Raw genomic sequence first — 15,935 nt, 5'->3', positions numbered from 1 at the left:
ACTCTCCCTTACTTAAAATGCGAACTGAGCACGTCTAAATCAGCAGTATGAATTGTGATTTTGCCATGCCCAGCCTTATACGGGAACGGAATCGGATTGCAACCACCTTTAAAACCGATAGTTGCCAAATTAATTGCTACGTCACATTTACGGCAAATAATCTTACCGTCTTTTTCATAGTAGCCTGCATCTCCACAGTTTTCGCAAGCATCCAAGCCAACGCCATACGCTCCACCATTCTTTTTAATGATTATAAAGCGCATAACAGTGCCGTCTTTTGCTTTGTATTGGAAGCGATGCAAATGACCATCTGAAACTTGAACGTAATTAATAGTCGCAACACCATCGTGCAATTCGTACGGTTCTGGAGGCGTAAGAGTTGGTTTAATATTCATAATAGATACGCCTACAGTAAGCGTAAGTATTACTGTGATAGCAGCCAAAAGAGCTGCGAGCGCAGACTTTCGAGATTTCCTTTTAAACGCTCGCTTCGTGCGAATTTCTGCAGCATTTTCACCAACTACAGCCGTTTTAAAGCCGATTATTACGGATGCAGCAGCAGGAATCATAAACACGCTAATTTGCGCCATAATCATTAACGGAGCGTTATTAATTAGCCAAACAAGCACGCTGAAAGAAAAGTCATCCATATAAAGCAGAATGCTTCCTTGCATAATCTGCAAAAGTGAAGTTATGTGCTGCACTAGCAAAATAATCATGCTTAAAACTACAGCGATATTGAAAGAAATCGCGTTAGATGTAGTGCGCAAAGAACGAACCATAAGGCTTAAGCAAATAGCAGCAATAACTCCAAGCACAAAACCAAGCGCTCGAAGCAACATGTCTGATGTAAAAGGCGGAGTGCTTGAATCCACGAAGATAGTAAGCTGCAAAATAACATCTGGCAAAGCATAAAACACAGTAAACGCTAAGCAACATGCACCAATTGCGTTACTTATGTGCATTAAAAGCGGGCAATTACGCCAATTTCTTACTATTTTGTGTGAAAAGATAACCACAATAATTGCAGCAATATCAAGCGGAACTGCAATGCACAACGCCGGCATATTAATAAAGTTTCGCTGATTAATGACCACAGATGCGCGAAGTATAGCAAAAATAAGAGCTGCAACTGTGCCTGCAGACAGCCCATACAATCTCCAACGTGCGCTTAGAGGCTTATCTCGCCCCTCGCCAACAGTGAGCGATGTGCTTAATCCCATTGTGAGTAGCGTAAGAGGGAGCAGCCCAGGCATAACTGCCACAAACAGTCTGAGCATAACTCCCTCCTTTGCTGTTACTTATTATTTACTAAAATTATTAATTAATCGCTAATTATTAACTAGCTATCACTACCACTGACGAGGAGTGTACTTCCAATCGTCGAAGGTTGCCTTAATTGGCTCAGTCCAGAAGCGACCGGTTACGCCGGTAGCAGGATCGACGTGAAGCATCCAACCCTTCTTTTCTGGGGATTCAATAGAAAGCACGAGCTTGTAATTTCCAGCCTTGTCAAGCTTAACGTTTGCACCGTAGTGAGGGCCATCGGAAGCGTTCATCTGCATAAAAGTACCCTTGCCAACGGATTCACCGCTTGCCTTATCGACAATCTCATAATTCACAGTCAAATCTGGAATGAACTCGCCCTTACCGTAGCCAAGCTTTGTACCTTTTTGGTTAGCGTGGATATCGGCTTCAAGGTGGAAGCTTGCTTCACTTGCCTTCAAACCCATACCGGCTGGGAGCATATCAACTGGCTGGAAGTACACGGCACCAATAGTAAGAGGTCCAATGTTCTGATCTTGGTGAGGACCAACTGGAACCTCCTCAAAGCCCTTATCGCCGCCCTTGTCGTCGGACTTGTTATCAGACTTCTGCTCGGTTGCTTGTGACTTAGCATCAGTTTTAGCTGAATTGCCATTGGAACCGCATCCAGCGAGCGCAAGCAGTCCAGCAAGAGCTAAAGCTGCAATTGCTGTCATTTTATTATTCTTCATATCTAACCTTCTGTGTTTGTTGTTAGTTATTTTTATTTAATTGTTGTTATTGGTTGTTTATTAATTATTTATTAGTTGGTTATTTGTTGTTTTGCTTATTTATTTTCTATCGCGCGTTTCCCACGACTTCGCGCAATAGATACGCAAAGCAGTGAAATCACAACAATTGCTGCCACAATTTGAGCAACAATCGTCTCAACATACGGATAGAACCCAAGCCAATCGTTAGTTGGCAAGCCTTGAATATACATTCCTTCGAGAGCATCGCCCTCGATTAACGCGTGCACGCCACCGCCCGCAAAAATTACTACGAGAACAGACATAAGAGCGCTTGTTCCAGTAAAGAATGGGCGAATTGGTATGCGCACAGATGCGAAACGAATCAGCAAGAATATCACTACAAGAACTGCAGCAGCGGAAATGAAGCCTCCCCAAATCATAGAGTCAGCTCCGTTTGAAACTGCAAAGATTGCTTGATAGAAGATTACAGTTTCAGCACCTTCGCGGAACACCGCAAGGAAACTCAATAACACTAAAGAAACCAAACTTCCCTTAGAAACTGCTGCCGTTGTTTGCTCACTAATATACTTATTCCATGCTTGCACTGAAGATCTAGAAATCATCCAATTACTCGTGTAAAGCAGCATAAGCATTGCGAACAATGCAACAACGCCTTCTGTAATCTCCTGCTGCGGACCAGAACCATTAAATAGCAAGCCGAATAGTGCAGCTACAGCAAGAGATGCCACAATTCCAGCCGCAATACCTAGGTAAATATACTTCACCATATTCTTGTGACCGGATTTAACAAGGTAAGCAATAATTGCTGCAACAACTAGCAACGCTTCCAAACCTTCACGAAGCAAAATTACGAAAGCCTGACCGAATGAGCTAGTTATGAATTGCATAAATGGATTTGCGCTTGAAGATGCGCCTTTGTCTAATTTTGCTGCGTCTTCAATAAGCATCGCTTTAAGATCCGTTACGAACTTTTTAGCTTGCTCAATAGTTCCGCCGTTGTTCATTGTTTGGCGGCACTCTTTGAATTGATACTCGACAGTCGAAACGCGACTTCCGCTTATTGCATTCATCACGTTCTTCTCGAAACCAAGCTTTTCGTAATACTGGTAATAGGCTTCGTTAATTAAATCAACTGCAGATGCTACTTGAGTTTTATTACCTTTTGCAGACTTGTATTTTGCAACAGACTTGTCGAGAATAACGTTCATTTCTCGAGCAACTTGACCCCACGTACGACCATTGCGCCCGAGGTTTTTCTTTTTTGCAGCATCAAGCTTTTTGCGCTCTGCTTTAATTTGCGCACGCAACTTTTGTGCATAAACATTTGGCTTATCCACTTTTAAGTTGGCATCGAGACTAGATGCAGTTTGTGCAACATCCACTGAAAGAGCCGTCGAAACAGCACTTATTTGTGAACCTTGATTTTGCTGGTATACAAGCGTTTGTAGCTGCTGGAATTGATCAGTTTGTGCCTGAACTTTATTCTGCCCGATTGCATCTCGCACAACCGTAATCATGTTAGAAGCAACATAAACGGAATTGTATGCTGCTTCAAATCGAGTTGCAGCTCCAGAATTATTGCCACTATTGTATTCTGATTGACCTTGTAGCAATTCTTTATTAATTGCTTTAGAAACTTCTGTCCAGCTAGTATATGAACGATCCGCATCTGTTGCAAAAGCTGGAATAGTTGTAGCGAACGAACTCACTATGCAACCTACCAACATGCACACAGCCAGAATCAGTGCAGCCGAGTCACGAATAATTCGGCGCACTTTTACATACGCGCGCATAACATCTCCTCGCGTTCTTCCGCGTCTTCTTGCGATTCCGCACTTCTCACGCGTTTTACGCCTTTTGCGTTAACGCATTTCTGCATATCTACGCGCTCTACCCCAAATTGAGCGCACCCAACTAAAACTTGCCATTACAAAGGCCCCACAGGTACATAATATCGACATATCATGTAGATTGATATAGTTCTACGCAAAAAACACGCAAATATTACAAAAATGATATTGATAACGATAATTATCAATCTTTTTGCGATTATGCAGCAAAAAAATACGCTGGAAAGGCGGCCGTTTTGCGAAGCGCATAATTTGGCGAGATTACAACAAACTCAGCGCCGGCAGTTTGCACAATTTTTTGCAAATCGTTTTCTTGCGAAACAAAAAGCGCAGTTGCGAGCGCGTCGGCATAAGCAGTTGGAAAAGCGCAAGTTTTAGCAGGAATATACGCCCAGCTTGCAGAAAGTTTTTGCGCAGGAGTTCCATCTAAAGCGTTGATTAAGTGAGTCGCAATTAAATTAGACTCAAAAGCATTGTCTGCAAGGCAATTTGCGTCTTTTACTTTCCAACGCTTTCTTGCAGCAGACGAAGCACACAACGCTCCGCTTGCAATTGATGCCACTCCAACTGCTTGCGTTGTATCAAAAGGATTTTCCAGCGCAACTTTTATTTGGTAATCTTCATCGCTAAAGCAAGCGCGCATATCACCGCCGGCATTTACCAAAAAATCGCAATCCGAAAGCGAATCGTCACCAAGCTCGTCTTTAAGAATATTCGTTACAAGATCTACAAAATAACCCTTCCCAGCTGCCCCAAAATCAAGCTGCACTGGCTGATTTGTGTGAAGCGTTGTGCCGCTGTCATCTCGAGAAATATCTGCCCACTTAACTGGCAAAGCGCGGCGATATTTGCTCCAGCTGCCGCTGACACTGCCACTATTCTCGCTCGCGCTAACAGTAGATTCCGGAACGAATTGCACAGAATTATCGTAGCCAAGCGCAAGCAGATCCGCGCCAATACAAGCGTCGAAAGCTCCGCGAGTGGCATCGTAAAACTCGTCGTAAATTGCAAAAAGCGACCCAGCCCACGACGGAAACTCAAAATCGCCGCCATGCTCCGCACAAGCCATACGCGAAACAAGCGAATCTTCACGAAAGCGCGAAAGCACCGATTCATACTCTTCAACAAAAGCGCGAATCCGCTTCTGCACGCGCTGCGAAATCGGCTTGCTGCTAGAGATAATAATCCCCGTTCCAAGCGCGCGCGCAATCGCAGTAACATTTTCAAACATCGCTTGCTTCAATCCCTAAGTCAAAACTCTCTGTTACTCGTCAAAATCCGCAACAAAACAACAAAAACAGCAAAATGTCGACATAGTTTACAGACAGTCTCATTCTATACCGACATTTTTAAAAAATAGCAGCATAGCACACAAAAACATTCGCCTATACCTACATTCTGGCAAAATGAAGGCATAGCGTGCAAAAAATATTCATCTATACCAAAATTTTTGCAAAAACGCATTATAGAAATATTTATGGCACTGGCAACATAACGCAACTCGTTTCTGCGTAGCACGATTTACGCGTTTTAATGAATACCCATAACAACTAGCTAAGAAACAAATAAACAACGCTACTTAAGCAACCAATCAACAATGTTTTCAACACGAATGCCGTCGTAATCATCGTCCAAAGCCTTACTCAAACTAATAACCAGCTTTTCATAATTATTCTGAATCTTCCGAAGCGGCTTTAACTCTCGCTCGCGCACAGACTCATCCATCATGCTTTCAGTTACTTGAATATAAAGCTTTTCGCAAGCAGAAGTCGCAACAAAATCAACTTTTCACAAGTTTAAGTCATTCATGACCTAAACTTCGATTTTTCCTAAGTTTAGGTTATTGATAACTCAAACTTTGTATTTTTGCAAGTTTAGATTGCACACTATAGCGATACATAATTGCTAGATTCAATCTATGCCGTAACGAGTTTTATACGCAGCGTAATCCTTATCTTGCAAAACACTAGCCACATTCGGCGCGTATTCGTATTCTTCTTCAACAAGATGCGCAAACTGCTGCTGCGCTAAAAGCTCAACCTGCAAAGGCTTTGTAATAATGTGGAACATATCTTCAAGAAGCTTTGTCTTGTTAGTATCTTTAGCCTGGCTCGAAGCTTCGTCGTCAACACGCTGCGTTATTAATCCCCAATCGAAATGGTATCCAGCATCTCGCGCAACTATATCCCAAAAAACGCGTTGCGTTCTACCATTGCCCTCACGAAATGGGTGTAAAACATTAAAATTATTGTAATTTACGCTTAGCTTACTAATAAACTCGTCAATAGATAAACCTTGTAATAAATTATCATTTTTAAGCGTTTGCTCGCAGTAGCGAATTCCAACGCCCATATATTCAAGCGGATGAAACGGCTCGCCACCGCCTTTAGACATGTCAATAGTGCGAATCTGACCAGCCCAATCGTAAACATCCTGGAAAAGATAATGATGAATCCACTGCAATTGCTTAACAGTTCCTTCAGCATGCGGCAAATTTTCGTACAAAATAGAACATCTTGTGAGAACAGCATCGTTCTCATATTTATCTAATTCAATCTGATTATTTATATTAGATTTGTTCTTCAATACCCTTGTGTGAGGAATAAGATAAGGGTCAAAAACTGTTTCCACGACACACATAACCCAATAACTTAATCCATTACGCCATATCTAGAACGCATTCTAGCAACAAATTCGTCACTGGTTATAAGACCTTTAGCATATTGATTTGCGTCATAAAGAAACTCTTTTGAAGGCGAATTGCCTTCAAGTCTGCCTGAAGCTATTGCGAGACCCAAATTTTCTTGACGCCTACGTTGCGTTTCTTTATCAATCATTTCTTCTCCCCGCCAACACACACACCCAAATCAAAAACAACTATTAACTATTTTACTATGTGCAATACATTTTGATTACAGCATATTCAATTACAACACATTTTTGTTGCATCATATTTTGCGATTTGACGAATCCAGCATCGGCAACATAACGCCACTAGTTTCGGTGCAACATGATTTACGCACTTTAAAACTAAGCAAATCCCACTTCGCAAATTTGAAAATTTTTTAATTTTGCGAAGTCAGATGATATTTGCACAAGCCGCAAAACACAAAAAACAGAACGCAATCGGAAAATGCATAAAGAAAAGAGCCTTCGCGCGAGCGCAAGCAAGAAAACAAACAAGCGAACGCGAACACAAATAGGCACTCACTTTCAAAAGTGAAAAAATATTACAGTTTTGAAAGTGAAAATACGCATCTATTTTCAAAAGTGAAAAATACTACATACTGCGATTCTGAAAACAAAATTAACGATGATCCCAAATTGGAGCGCGATACTGCTACTATCGCCAACACAATCCCAAAACCCAAACCAAAGCCTAAACCCAAACCAAAGCTCAAACCAAAACAAAGCCTAAACCCAAACCAAAGCTCAAACCGAAACCAAGCCAAAGCTCATAACAAACCTCGCACCACTGCGCGGCAGAAACTTTACAGCGGCGTAAAGTTTCGGTCGGATTAAGGCTGTAAAACGTCAGAAACTTTACAGTCATGTAAAGAAACAGTCGCGAAATAGCAGAAAAACGGCAGAAACTTTACACGCGAGTAAAGAAAAAGTCGTCTACACACCAAAAAACGTCAGAAACTTTACAACGCGCGCCAAAAACAAAAGGCAGGAGCTCGGGATACCCAAACTCCTGCCTTTTCGCTTACTTCACTTATACGTAAGCCTAAATCACCTTAGCGTTAGGCAGCACGTTGCCGTCTTTATCAACGTTACAACTATGCTCAACAGCAATAGTAATATGATCAGAATCAACAGAGAAGAAGCCGTCTGTCACTTTAAAAACGTGACGCACACCCTTCAAATCGTCAACCTTCACAAAACCGTGATCAATCAACGCAAGCACAGCCTCATGTCCAGGAAGCACGCCCATAGCGCCATTCACAGAAGGAATAACCACGAACTTGGCGTCACCTTCCCAAACAGGATGCCTGGCTGCCACCACACTAACGTGCAGCGATTTTACTTGCTTCTCCGACATAATCACGCACCAAACTCTTGCTGCATATCGTGCCAACGACGCTCAAGATCATCAATGCCACCGATACCAGAGAATGCCTGCTCAGGAATCTCATCGTAAACACCATCGCAAATGCGAGTGAATGCCTCAATGGTTTCGTCTGCTGGCACATAAGAACCTGGACGACCAGTGAACTTTTCAGCCACATAGAAGTTCTGACCAAGGAACTGCTCAATCTTACGAGCGCGGCTCACAGTAGTCTTATCTTCCTCACCAAGCTCATCGATACCAATCAAAGCGATGATGTCCTGAAGCTCCTTGTTACGCTGCAAAATAGCCTTAACGCGGTTTGCGCAATCATAATGAGCCTGACCAACGTAACGCGGATCCAAAATTCTAGAAGTAGAAGTCAAAGGATCCACAGCTGGGTAAATACCCTTAGCTGCAATATCACGTGAAAGCTCAGTAGTTGCATCCAAGTGCGTAAAGGTTGTTGCAGGTGCAGGATCAGTGTAATCATCTGCAGGCACATAAATAGCCTGAAGCGACGTAATGGAATGACCGCGCGTAGAAGTAATACGCTCCTGCAATGCACCCATTTCATCTGCCAAGTTTGGCTGGTAACCAACTGCGGAAGGCATACGACCCAGCAAAGTGGACACCTCAGAACCAGCCTGAGTAAAGCGGAATATGTTATCGATGAACAGCAACACATCCTGATTCTGCACATCGCGGAAGTACTCAGCCATAGTCAAAGCGGTAAGAGGCACACGAAGACGAGTCCCAGGAGGCTCATCCATCTGACCAAAGACAAGCGCTGTTTTCTCCAAAACGCCAGCATCAGCCATTTCGCCAATCAAATCGTTACCTTCACGGGTACGTTCGCCAACGCCAGCAAACACAGACACACCACCGTGATTCTGTGCAACGCGCTGAATCATTTCCTGAATCAACACAGTTTTACCAACGCCTGCACCACCGAACAGACCAATTTTACCGCCCTGAACGTAAGGGGTAAGCAAATCGATAACCTTAATACCAGTTTCGAACATCTGAGTCTTAGACTCAAGCTGATCAAAAGCAGGTGGGTTACGGTGAATTGGCCAACGCTCAGTTACTTCAATATGCTCGCCAGGCTTAGCATTCAAAATGTTGCCTGTAACATCGAACACGTGACCCTTAGTAACGTCACCAACAGGTACAGAGATTGGACCGCCAGTATCTCGCACTAAAGCACCACGAACCAAACCGTCAGTAGGCTTTAAAGCAACTGCACGCACAGTCGAATCACCAAGGTGCTGCTCAACTTCCAGCGTGATCTCGTGAACGGTATCACCTTCCGTGTTACCAACGGTAGCAATATCGACTTTGAGAGCATTGTAAATATCCGGCAGATAGCCGACTGGGAATTCAACGTCAATCACGGAACCCTGAACGCGGGTTACGCGACCAGCTGTTGGATCGACCTCCTGCTCAGCTTCTGGAGGCGCTGTGGTCTGATTTTCAGCCATATGCTCCTAATCCTCCTCATTATTCAGCGCATCAGCGCTGCCGATAATCTCGGTAAGTTCTTGAGTAATGGATGCCTGACGAGAAGCATTAAGCTTTCTTGTCAAATCATCCACCAAATTGCGGGCGTTATCTGTAGCCGTATGCATAGCGTTCTGTCTGCTTGCCGTTTCGGAAGCAGCAGAAGTAAGTAAGCACTCGTGAATACGAGACTGAATATACTTCGGCAAAACAGCATCCAATACTTCATCCGGGCTTGGTTCGAAGCAATACTCCACAGCTTCTGGATTGCTGCGGCTAACTGCTTCTTCACGAGCCGAAACTGCGCTCGTAGACGACAACGCTGCTGAAGGACCAGATGCTGCTTCATAGTCAGGACGATGCATAGAAAACTCTTCACCGTCCTTCAAAGGAACCAGCTCAACTGGCAGCATGCGTAACGTACGAACTTTTTGCCTCACCATATTTATAAATTCAGTGAACACAATATACAGTTCCGAAACTCCGCCTTCTGCTTCCGGCGTCATATAAGCGTCCATTAAAGTATCGGAAATCTTTTCAGCAATAGTAACGTCAGGATGGTCAGTAGAACCTTCCCAAGTACCTGCCACATCGCGATTGCGATACTTGTAGTAAGTTGCACCGCGTCGACCGTACACGTACAGTTCTGCATGCTTACCTTCTGCATCGAGTTTTGCAAGAAGTGCTTCAGTCTCACGAATAATCGAAGACGTAAACGCACCTGCCATACCACGATCAGAGGTAAGAGCCAAAACCGCTACGCGATTGCCGGCATGCTCTTTACCAAAAATAGGATGCTTAATATTTGCTTCGTGATGAGCTACCAACGCCTGCACGGCATCGAAAATTGCGTCACTATAAGGCTTAGCATTAAGCGCAATATCTCGCGCTTTAGCGATATGAGAAGACGCAATCATTTCCTGAGCCTTAAAGATTTTACCCAAAGACTGTGTGGAAATAATTCTCGATTTCAATGCAAGTTGGGAGGACATACGCTACTTCCCCTCAGGCTCGCGACTGTCTGCTTTTGGCTTAGCTACAAGCTGTTCCTTCTCAACAGGAGCAGGGTTTTCAGCCGGCGGCAAAGAATCCTTTACAATCAAAGGCTTGCCAGCAGATGTCTTAAACGTCCTACGGAAATCATCAATGGCTGCATCAAGCTTAGCTTCAGTTTCCTTAGTGAAGTCTTCAGTATCGCGAATTACTTGCAAAATGTCGGTTCCTTTATCCAAGTAATCCAACAATTCGCTTTCGAAACGCAACACATCCTTCACAGGAATATCGTCAAGCTTTCCATGAGTACCAGCCCACACAGAAACAACTTCTTGCTCCATTGCTCGAGGAGAGAACTGCTTCTGCTTAAGTAGCTCAGTCAAACGAGCACCGCGAGTAAGCTGTGCCTTTGAGGCTGCATCCAAATCAGAAGCGAACATTGCGAAGGATTCCAAAGACTTGTAACGAGCCAAGGAAATCTTCAACATGCCGGAGACTTTCTTCAAAGCCTTAGCCTGAGCTGCGCCACCAACACGAGACACGGAAATACCAACGTCTACTGCTGGACGCTGACCTGCGTTGAACAAATCAGACTGCAAGAAGATCTGACCATCGGTGATAGAAATCACATTGGTTGGAATGTATGCAGAAACATCGTTTGCCTTGGTTTCGATAATTGGAAGACCGGTCATAGAACCGCCACCCAAATCGTCAGAAAGCTTAGCACAACGTTCAAGCAGACGAGAATGCAAGTAGAACACGTCGCCTGGGTAAGCTTCACGCCCAGGTGGACGACGCAAAAGCAAGGAAATTGAACGGTATGCTTCTGCTTGCTTCGACAAATCATCGAAAACAATCAAAACGTGTTTGCCGTTGTACATCCAGTGCTGACCGATTGCAGAACCAGTGTAAGGTGCAATGTATTTAAAACCTGCAGAATCAGAAGCTGGGCTTGCCACGATTGTGGTGTATTTCATAGCTCCTGCTTCTTCAAGGCTTTGACGCACTGAAGCAATAGTGGAACCCTTTTGACCGATTGCTACATAAATGCAGCGAACCTGTTTCTTTGGATCTCCAGTTTCCCAGTTAGCCCGCTGGTTAATAATCGTATCTATTGCGATTGCAGTCTTACCTGTTTGACGATCACCAATAATCAACTGGCGCTGACCACGACCTATTGGCGTCATTGCGTCAATAGCCTTCAAACCAGTAGACAATGGTTCATCGACTGGATGACGGTGAATAACGTCTGGAGCCTGGGCCTCAAGAATACGACGCTCACTGCACTCAATCGCACCCAAACCATCGATTGGATTACCCAACGGATCAACGGTACGACCAAGATAAGCGTCACCAACCGGCACAGACAACACCTCGCCTGTGCGGTATACTTCCTGCCCTTCCTCAATGCCTGTAAAATCGCCGAGAATAACAACGCCGATTTCGTGTGCATCAAGGTTGAACGCAAGACCCAAGGTATCATTCTCGAATGTGAGCAGCTCGTTTGCCATGCAGCCGGACAATCCAGCTACGTGCGCAATGCCGTCACCAGCCGTAACAACATAGCCAACTTCTTGCGTTGGCATGTCGGTAGGCTTATACGAGTCAACAAACCCGTCGAGTGCCTTGCGTATCAGGGCGGGATCAATAGATAGTTCCGCCATAATTCTCCTTAATTTACTACTTCACTGCCTGTGTCCAAGCACCATTTCGTGCAGAACGCTGCAACTGCTTAAGCTGCATCAACATGGTGCGATCGGTTATTTGATCACCGATTTGTATACGCATACCACCAAGCACGTTTGGATCCACAATTGGGTTAATGTATGCGCGATGACCCAACTTATTGCTGTAGATTTCAATCAAACGCTTAATTTGCTTATCTGTAAGCGGCTGAGCAGTAGTAACTGTAACCAATGTTTCGCCAGCTTCACGCTCAAATCCTGACCAAGCACCACCGAAGCTACCGGTTTTACCGCTTTCAGCACCTCCGTGCCAAGTTCCTACTAGATAATGCATAATGCGCAATACAACAGGGTGCGCCTTACCTCCAATAAGCTCGTCAATAAGGCGAGACTTATCTTCCGAAGACCTATTCGGATCAGTAATCGCATCAGAAAGCTCAGGATACTTATCAATCATGTCCATCATTGACGAAAGCTCGTCCGAAATGCGCTGCGCTTCATCGTGCGCATCTGAGATGGCCTGAGCAAGCGAAGAACGCGACAAACTATCGTTTACTCGCGCTGCCTTTTCTGGCATTCTTACCTCCTCGTTTCTGTAAAAACGAAGTAACGCAAATAATACAAAATGAAATAACCGTAATTTTATTTTGCGATTATTCAGTTTTGCACATTACTTTACTTGCTTTGATCCGAATTTTTAGTGTCTCCAACTTCATCGATCACATGATCAATAATCTTGGAACTGACGGTATCGTCATCCAATTTGGATGCAAGAATCTTGCCAGCTAAAGCTGCTGCAAGAACCGATACTTCTCCTTGGAGGCTGGACATGGCATGCTTATGCTGAGCCTCAATAGAATGCTGTGCTTCACTGATAATCTTCGCAGCATCCTTTTCAGCGCGTTGTCTAGCTTCGCCAATAATTTTTGAAGCTTCCGACCGAGCCTCTTCACGAGTATTTGCAGCATCAGTTTGAGCTTGAGAAAGTTCGTTTTCAATCTGGCTCTTTAACTCGTCTGCTTCACGCTGCACATTAGCAGCCTTAGCCATTCCACCTTCAATTTTTTCTGCACGCTCATCAAGAATTGCCTGGAATTTAGGCATAACGAACTTGTAGAAAAACGCTGCAAGAACAACTAAAACAACCAGCGACCATATAACGTCGTAAGGCTCCGGCAAGAACAACGCCAGTTTATTAGTTTCGGCTGCATATGCCATGGCTTGTCCTTTCTATTCTTTCAACACTTGTATGCGTTGGAACGAGTTGTTTCGTTCGGTTCAGCTTCCCATAATGTAGGCAACGAATCCGAGCAAGCCCAGAACCTCAATGAATGCCAAGCCAATAAACATGAACAACTGAATACGGTTGCCGACTTCTGGCTGGCGTGCAGTGGATTCCATAGCCTTGGATACAACCATTGCCATTCCGATAGCAGGGGAAAGAGTAGCAACGGCAAAGCCGAGAATGCTAAGGTTGCCCGTCAATCCTGCGAGAGCGATGATACTATTCATTGGTTTCCTTTCTTTAGGAACAGTAACCAGTTATAAACCCTAAGATTATTAAACCTGTTTTATCTGTTTGCTTTAACTAGCTTTAATTAGTTTTACCTATTTATGCAATAGCAACAGCAGATTTTTCTTCTTTCTCGGGGTAACTTTCCGAAATATACACAGATGCAAGAACGGTAAAAATAAACGCCTGCAAGCCTGCGACTATTACTTCGAATACTGTAAACAGAATGCCACCAAGCAGCCATAATGCACCGCCTAAGGCAAGGAGTTTATTGCTGGAATCCACCACAAAGAAGTTGGTGAATACTAGACAAGTGGCCACCAGCAAATGGCCAGCAATCATATTCGCAAACAAACGGATTGTAAGCGAAAGTGGTCGCACAATCAACAATTCCAGAAGCTGCAATGGCGTAAGAATAAAGTAAATTGGCCATGGCACGCCTGCTGGGAACAAGGATTCACGGAAGAACGTTAGGAATCCTTTTTCTCTAATTCCAGTTATTAAGTATTGGCATACAACCCAAAGAGCAAACACTAATGGCCCTGTAATAGTTGCGGTTGCAGCCATATTTAAGCCTGGAATAACTGAGCAAAGATTAAAGAAAAATATTGTTATAAAAAGAGTTGTTATCATTGGCACATAACGCTTGCCGCGCTCTTCGCCAATCATTTCGTACACAATGTTAAATCGCACAAAGTCCATTAGAATTTCTAGCACGCTTTGGAATCTTCCTGGAACCACTTTTGCGCGAGCTGCTCCAATGCCAAAAATAATCATAACGATTACGGCCATAATAATACGCACCATAACAATTCGGTTCATGGCAAATGGAGTGCCTTGGAACAAAATCTCTGGAGGCAAAAACTCACTAATATCAGGTAGCTCTGGTTTATTCGAAGCTACAGTAGAAGCTACAGTCGTGGTCTTCTGTAAAACATCAACCATCACATCCATAAGTGCCTCCTTATAGCAATCCGTTCACACGCCTCAATTCAGTGCCGCTCACTCACATACTCAATTCAATCATTCTCGCGGCATATATATCAACTAGATCATATGTTTCATATTTCGTAAGGCGCGGGGCACGAAACGAAAAATATATCTAATTGCTGATTGTACTCTTTGCTTGTACATAATTACGCAACTTCAAAATTTATTTGTTCATACCGTACTTAATGCCGTCAAATGGATAAAAATTATCGGAGCGCGGAGAAGCCGGCTCATGCCTTATAGAACGTTCAGTTCCAAGCCTTCCAGCAGTTCTTAAATGAGGAATATCAGAAAGATTGTAAGGCGTAGTTTCGTACACCCAATTAAGCCAGTTGCGCCAAAGCAAATTCGCGTGCGCGCGCCAAGAAAATAATGGCTCTAATTTTGGATCGTCATGAGGGAAATAGTTGTAAGGAAATGGCACGTTGCTCAAACCTTTTAACATGTCACGCTCATATTCCTGCGCAAGAGTCATTTTGCCATATTCCCAATGTCCTAGCGCAAAAACTTCAGAAAAATCACGCTTAGCAACTAAGCCCGGACCAGATTCGGGACCATACGTAAGAATTTGTAAACGCTGATCTGCAGAAATGCTGTCAACATCAACACTCGCTATTCTAGAATGCGGTTGTAAAGCGATTTCATCAAAACCATTTGTAAGAAAACAGTACTCATCCTGCAAATATTGCGGGAACACGCCAAAAACTTTTTTGCTGAGAACATGCTTTTCTACGCCATATCGATAGTAAAGCGCGCCCATCGCGCCCCAGCACAAATACATTGTTGAGAAGACGTGTGTTGATGCCCAGTCAAGAATTTGCGTAAATTCGTGCCAGTAGTCGACTTCTTCAAATTCCATATGCTCAACAGGAGCGCCCGTCACAACGAATCCGTCGTAATAGTTGTTACGAAGTGCGTCAAGATTTTCATAGAATTTTACTAAATGATCAGCGCTAACATGTGTCGATACATGCGTAGAAGTTTTCATAAAATCGACGTCAACTTGCAAAGGAGACTTAGAGATGAGTCTCAAAAGCTGAGTTTCTGTCTCGATTTTTTTGGGCATAAGATTCAAAATCAACAAACGAAGTGGTCGAACATCCTGCTGTTCTGCTTCTGGGCGTTCCAATGCAAAAATTCGCTCAGCATCTAATATGCTTCGCGCTGGCAATCCTTCAGGAATCTTAATAGGCATGTGTTTATTATACTCCACACTTGTTTATGTTTATTATGTCTATGTCACTCATGTACACGAATCGTAAAATTCTAACCAAATACAGCGAGACACGCCCGAAAGTTGACAAATCTAAATTTGCACCTATCGTAGATAGA

General features: G+C 43.7%; 16 protein-coding genes. All 16 read right to left on the bottom strand.

Annotated features, from left to right (window positions below; all coding sequences use genetic code 11):
* Positions 1–8: 8 nt before the first annotated feature.
* Positions 9–1,280, bottom strand: coding sequence for a Fe-S-containing protein (locus HXT50_RS04950; RefSeq protein ID WP_421777084.1), 1,272 nt, complete (start codon positions 1,278–1,280; stop codon positions 9–11).
* Positions 1,281–1,352: 72 nt separating this feature from the next.
* Positions 1,353–1,997, bottom strand: a complete 645-nt coding sequence (locus HXT50_RS04945; RefSeq protein ID WP_004105701.1) for an iron transporter — start codon at positions 1,995–1,997, stop codon at positions 1,353–1,355.
* 95 nt (positions 1,998–2,092) lie between these two features.
* Positions 2,093–3,811, bottom strand: a complete 1,719-nt coding sequence (locus HXT50_RS04940; protein ID WP_064340277.1) for an FTR1 family iron permease — start codon at positions 3,809–3,811, stop codon at positions 2,093–2,095.
* Positions 3,812–4,067: 256 nt separating this feature from the next.
* Positions 4,068–5,099 (bottom strand): FAD:protein FMN transferase, encoded by a 1,032-nt coding sequence (locus HXT50_RS04935; protein ID WP_421777083.1) that lies wholly within the window; start codon positions 5,097–5,099, stop codon positions 4,068–4,070.
* Positions 5,100–5,443: 344 nt separating this feature from the next.
* The gene (locus tag HXT50_RS04930; RefSeq protein WP_421777082.1) at positions 5,444–5,596 is read right to left on the bottom strand and encodes a hypothetical protein; all 153 of its coding nucleotides are present in this window, start codon (positions 5,594–5,596) and stop codon (positions 5,444–5,446) included.
* Positions 5,597–5,779: 183 nt separating this feature from the next.
* Positions 5,780–6,499 carry a Fic/DOC family protein gene (locus HXT50_RS04925; RefSeq protein ID WP_421777147.1) on the bottom strand — a complete coding sequence of 240 codons (720 nt, stop codon included), beginning with the start codon at positions 6,497–6,499 and terminating at the stop codon, positions 5,780–5,782.
* Between the two features lie 20 nt (positions 6,500–6,519).
* Positions 6,520–6,705: an antitoxin VbhA family protein gene (locus HXT50_RS04920; protein WP_004105736.1), complete on the bottom strand. Its 186-nt coding sequence runs from the start codon at positions 6,703–6,705 to the stop codon at positions 6,520–6,522.
* Positions 6,706–7,598: 893 nt separating this feature from the next.
* Complete coding sequence (locus HXT50_RS04915; RefSeq protein WP_032835331.1) at positions 7,599–7,913, bottom strand: F0F1 ATP synthase subunit epsilon; 315 nt, start codon at positions 7,911–7,913, stop codon at positions 7,599–7,601.
* A gap of 2 nt (positions 7,914–7,915) precedes the next feature.
* Positions 7,916–9,403 carry a F0F1 ATP synthase subunit beta gene (gene atpD / locus HXT50_RS04910; RefSeq protein WP_004105740.1) on the bottom strand — a complete coding sequence of 496 codons (1,488 nt, stop codon included), beginning with the start codon at positions 9,401–9,403 and terminating at the stop codon, positions 7,916–7,918.
* Positions 9,404–9,409: 6 nt separating this feature from the next.
* Positions 9,410–10,414 carry a F0F1 ATP synthase subunit gamma gene (locus HXT50_RS04905; RefSeq protein ID WP_004574170.1) on the bottom strand — a complete coding sequence of 335 codons (1,005 nt, stop codon included), beginning with the start codon at positions 10,412–10,414 and terminating at the stop codon, positions 9,410–9,412.
* 3 nt (positions 10,415–10,417) lie between these two features.
* Complete coding sequence (gene atpA, locus HXT50_RS04900) at positions 10,418–12,079, bottom strand: F0F1 ATP synthase subunit alpha (protein ID WP_012913755.1); 1,662 nt, start codon at positions 12,077–12,079, stop codon at positions 10,418–10,420.
* A 16-nt stretch (positions 12,080–12,095) separates the two neighbouring features.
* Positions 12,096–12,677, bottom strand: a complete 582-nt coding sequence (locus tag HXT50_RS04895) for a F0F1 ATP synthase subunit delta (RefSeq protein ID WP_421777081.1) — start codon at positions 12,675–12,677, stop codon at positions 12,096–12,098.
* Positions 12,678–12,775: 98 nt separating this feature from the next.
* The gene (locus HXT50_RS04890) at positions 12,776–13,318 is read right to left on the bottom strand and encodes a F0F1 ATP synthase subunit B (protein WP_101885844.1); all 543 of its coding nucleotides are present in this window, start codon (positions 13,316–13,318) and stop codon (positions 12,776–12,778) included.
* 60 nt (positions 13,319–13,378) lie between these two features.
* Positions 13,379–13,612, bottom strand: coding sequence for an ATP synthase F0 subunit C (gene atpE / locus HXT50_RS04885; protein WP_004105752.1), 234 nt, complete (start codon positions 13,610–13,612; stop codon positions 13,379–13,381).
* Between the two features lie 100 nt (positions 13,613–13,712).
* Positions 13,713–14,567 (bottom strand): F0F1 ATP synthase subunit A, encoded by an 855-nt coding sequence (gene atpB, locus HXT50_RS04880; protein WP_004105753.1) that lies wholly within the window; start codon positions 14,565–14,567, stop codon positions 13,713–13,715.
* A gap of 199 nt (positions 14,568–14,766) precedes the next feature.
* Positions 14,767–15,798: a homoserine O-succinyltransferase gene (locus HXT50_RS04875; protein WP_421777080.1), complete on the bottom strand. Its 1,032-nt coding sequence runs from the start codon at positions 15,796–15,798 to the stop codon at positions 14,767–14,769.
* Positions 15,799–15,935: the final 137 nt, after the last annotated feature.

Source organism: Gardnerella sp. KA00243, from assembly GCF_049244105.1.
Taxonomy (GTDB): Bacteria; Actinomycetota; Actinomycetes; order Actinomycetales; family Bifidobacteriaceae; genus Bifidobacterium; species Bifidobacterium leopoldii.
This window is presented reverse-complemented; position numbering and strand designations above follow the sequence as displayed.

Excerpts from the sequence above, each read along its gene's own strand:
- HXT50_RS04950 (WP_421777084.1), bottom strand. The coding sequence starts at position 1,280 with ATGCTCAGACTGTTTGTGGCAGTTATGCCTGGGCTGCTCCCTCTTACG.
- HXT50_RS04945 (WP_004105701.1), bottom strand. The coding sequence starts at position 1,997 with ATGAAGAATAATAAAATGACAGCAATTGCAGCTTTAGCTCTTGCTGGA.
- HXT50_RS04940 (WP_064340277.1), bottom strand. The coding sequence starts at position 3,811 with ATGCGCGCGTATGTAAAAGTGCGCCGAATTATTCGTGACTCGGCTGCA.
- HXT50_RS04935 (WP_421777083.1), bottom strand. The coding sequence starts at position 5,099 with ATGTTTGAAAATGTTACTGCGATTGCGCGCGCGCTTGGAACGGGGATT.
- HXT50_RS04930 (WP_421777082.1), bottom strand. The coding sequence starts at position 5,596 with ATGATGGATGAGTCTGTGCGCGAGCGAGAGTTAAAGCCGCTTCGGAAG.
- HXT50_RS04920 (WP_004105736.1), bottom strand. The coding sequence starts at position 6,705 with ATGATTGATAAAGAAACGCAACGTAGGCGTCAAGAAAATTTGGGTCTC.
- HXT50_RS04915 (WP_032835331.1), bottom strand. The coding sequence starts at position 7,913 with ATGTCGGAGAAGCAAGTAAAATCGCTGCACGTTAGTGTGGTGGCAGCC.
- atpD (WP_004105740.1), bottom strand. The coding sequence starts at position 9,403 with ATGGCTGAAAATCAGACCACAGCGCCTCCAGAAGCTGAGCAGGAGGTC.
- HXT50_RS04905 (WP_004574170.1), bottom strand. The coding sequence starts at position 10,414 with ATGTCCTCCCAACTTGCATTGAAATCGAGAATTATTTCCACACAGTCT.
- atpA (WP_012913755.1), bottom strand. The coding sequence starts at position 12,079 with ATGGCGGAACTATCTATTGATCCCGCCCTGATACGCAAGGCACTCGAC.
- HXT50_RS04895 (WP_421777081.1), bottom strand. The coding sequence starts at position 12,677 with ATGCCAGAAAAGGCAGCGCGAGTAAACGATAGTTTGTCGCGTTCTTCG.
- HXT50_RS04890 (WP_101885844.1), bottom strand. The coding sequence starts at position 13,318 with ATGGCATATGCAGCCGAAACTAATAAACTGGCGTTGTTCTTGCCGGAG.
- atpE (WP_004105752.1), bottom strand. The coding sequence starts at position 13,612 with ATGAATAGTATCATCGCTCTCGCAGGATTGACGGGCAACCTTAGCATT.
- atpB (WP_004105753.1), bottom strand. The coding sequence starts at position 14,567 with ATGGATGTGATGGTTGATGTTTTACAGAAGACCACGACTGTAGCTTCT.
- HXT50_RS04875 (WP_421777080.1), bottom strand. The coding sequence starts at position 15,798 with ATGCCTATTAAGATTCCTGAAGGATTGCCAGCGCGAAGCATATTAGAT.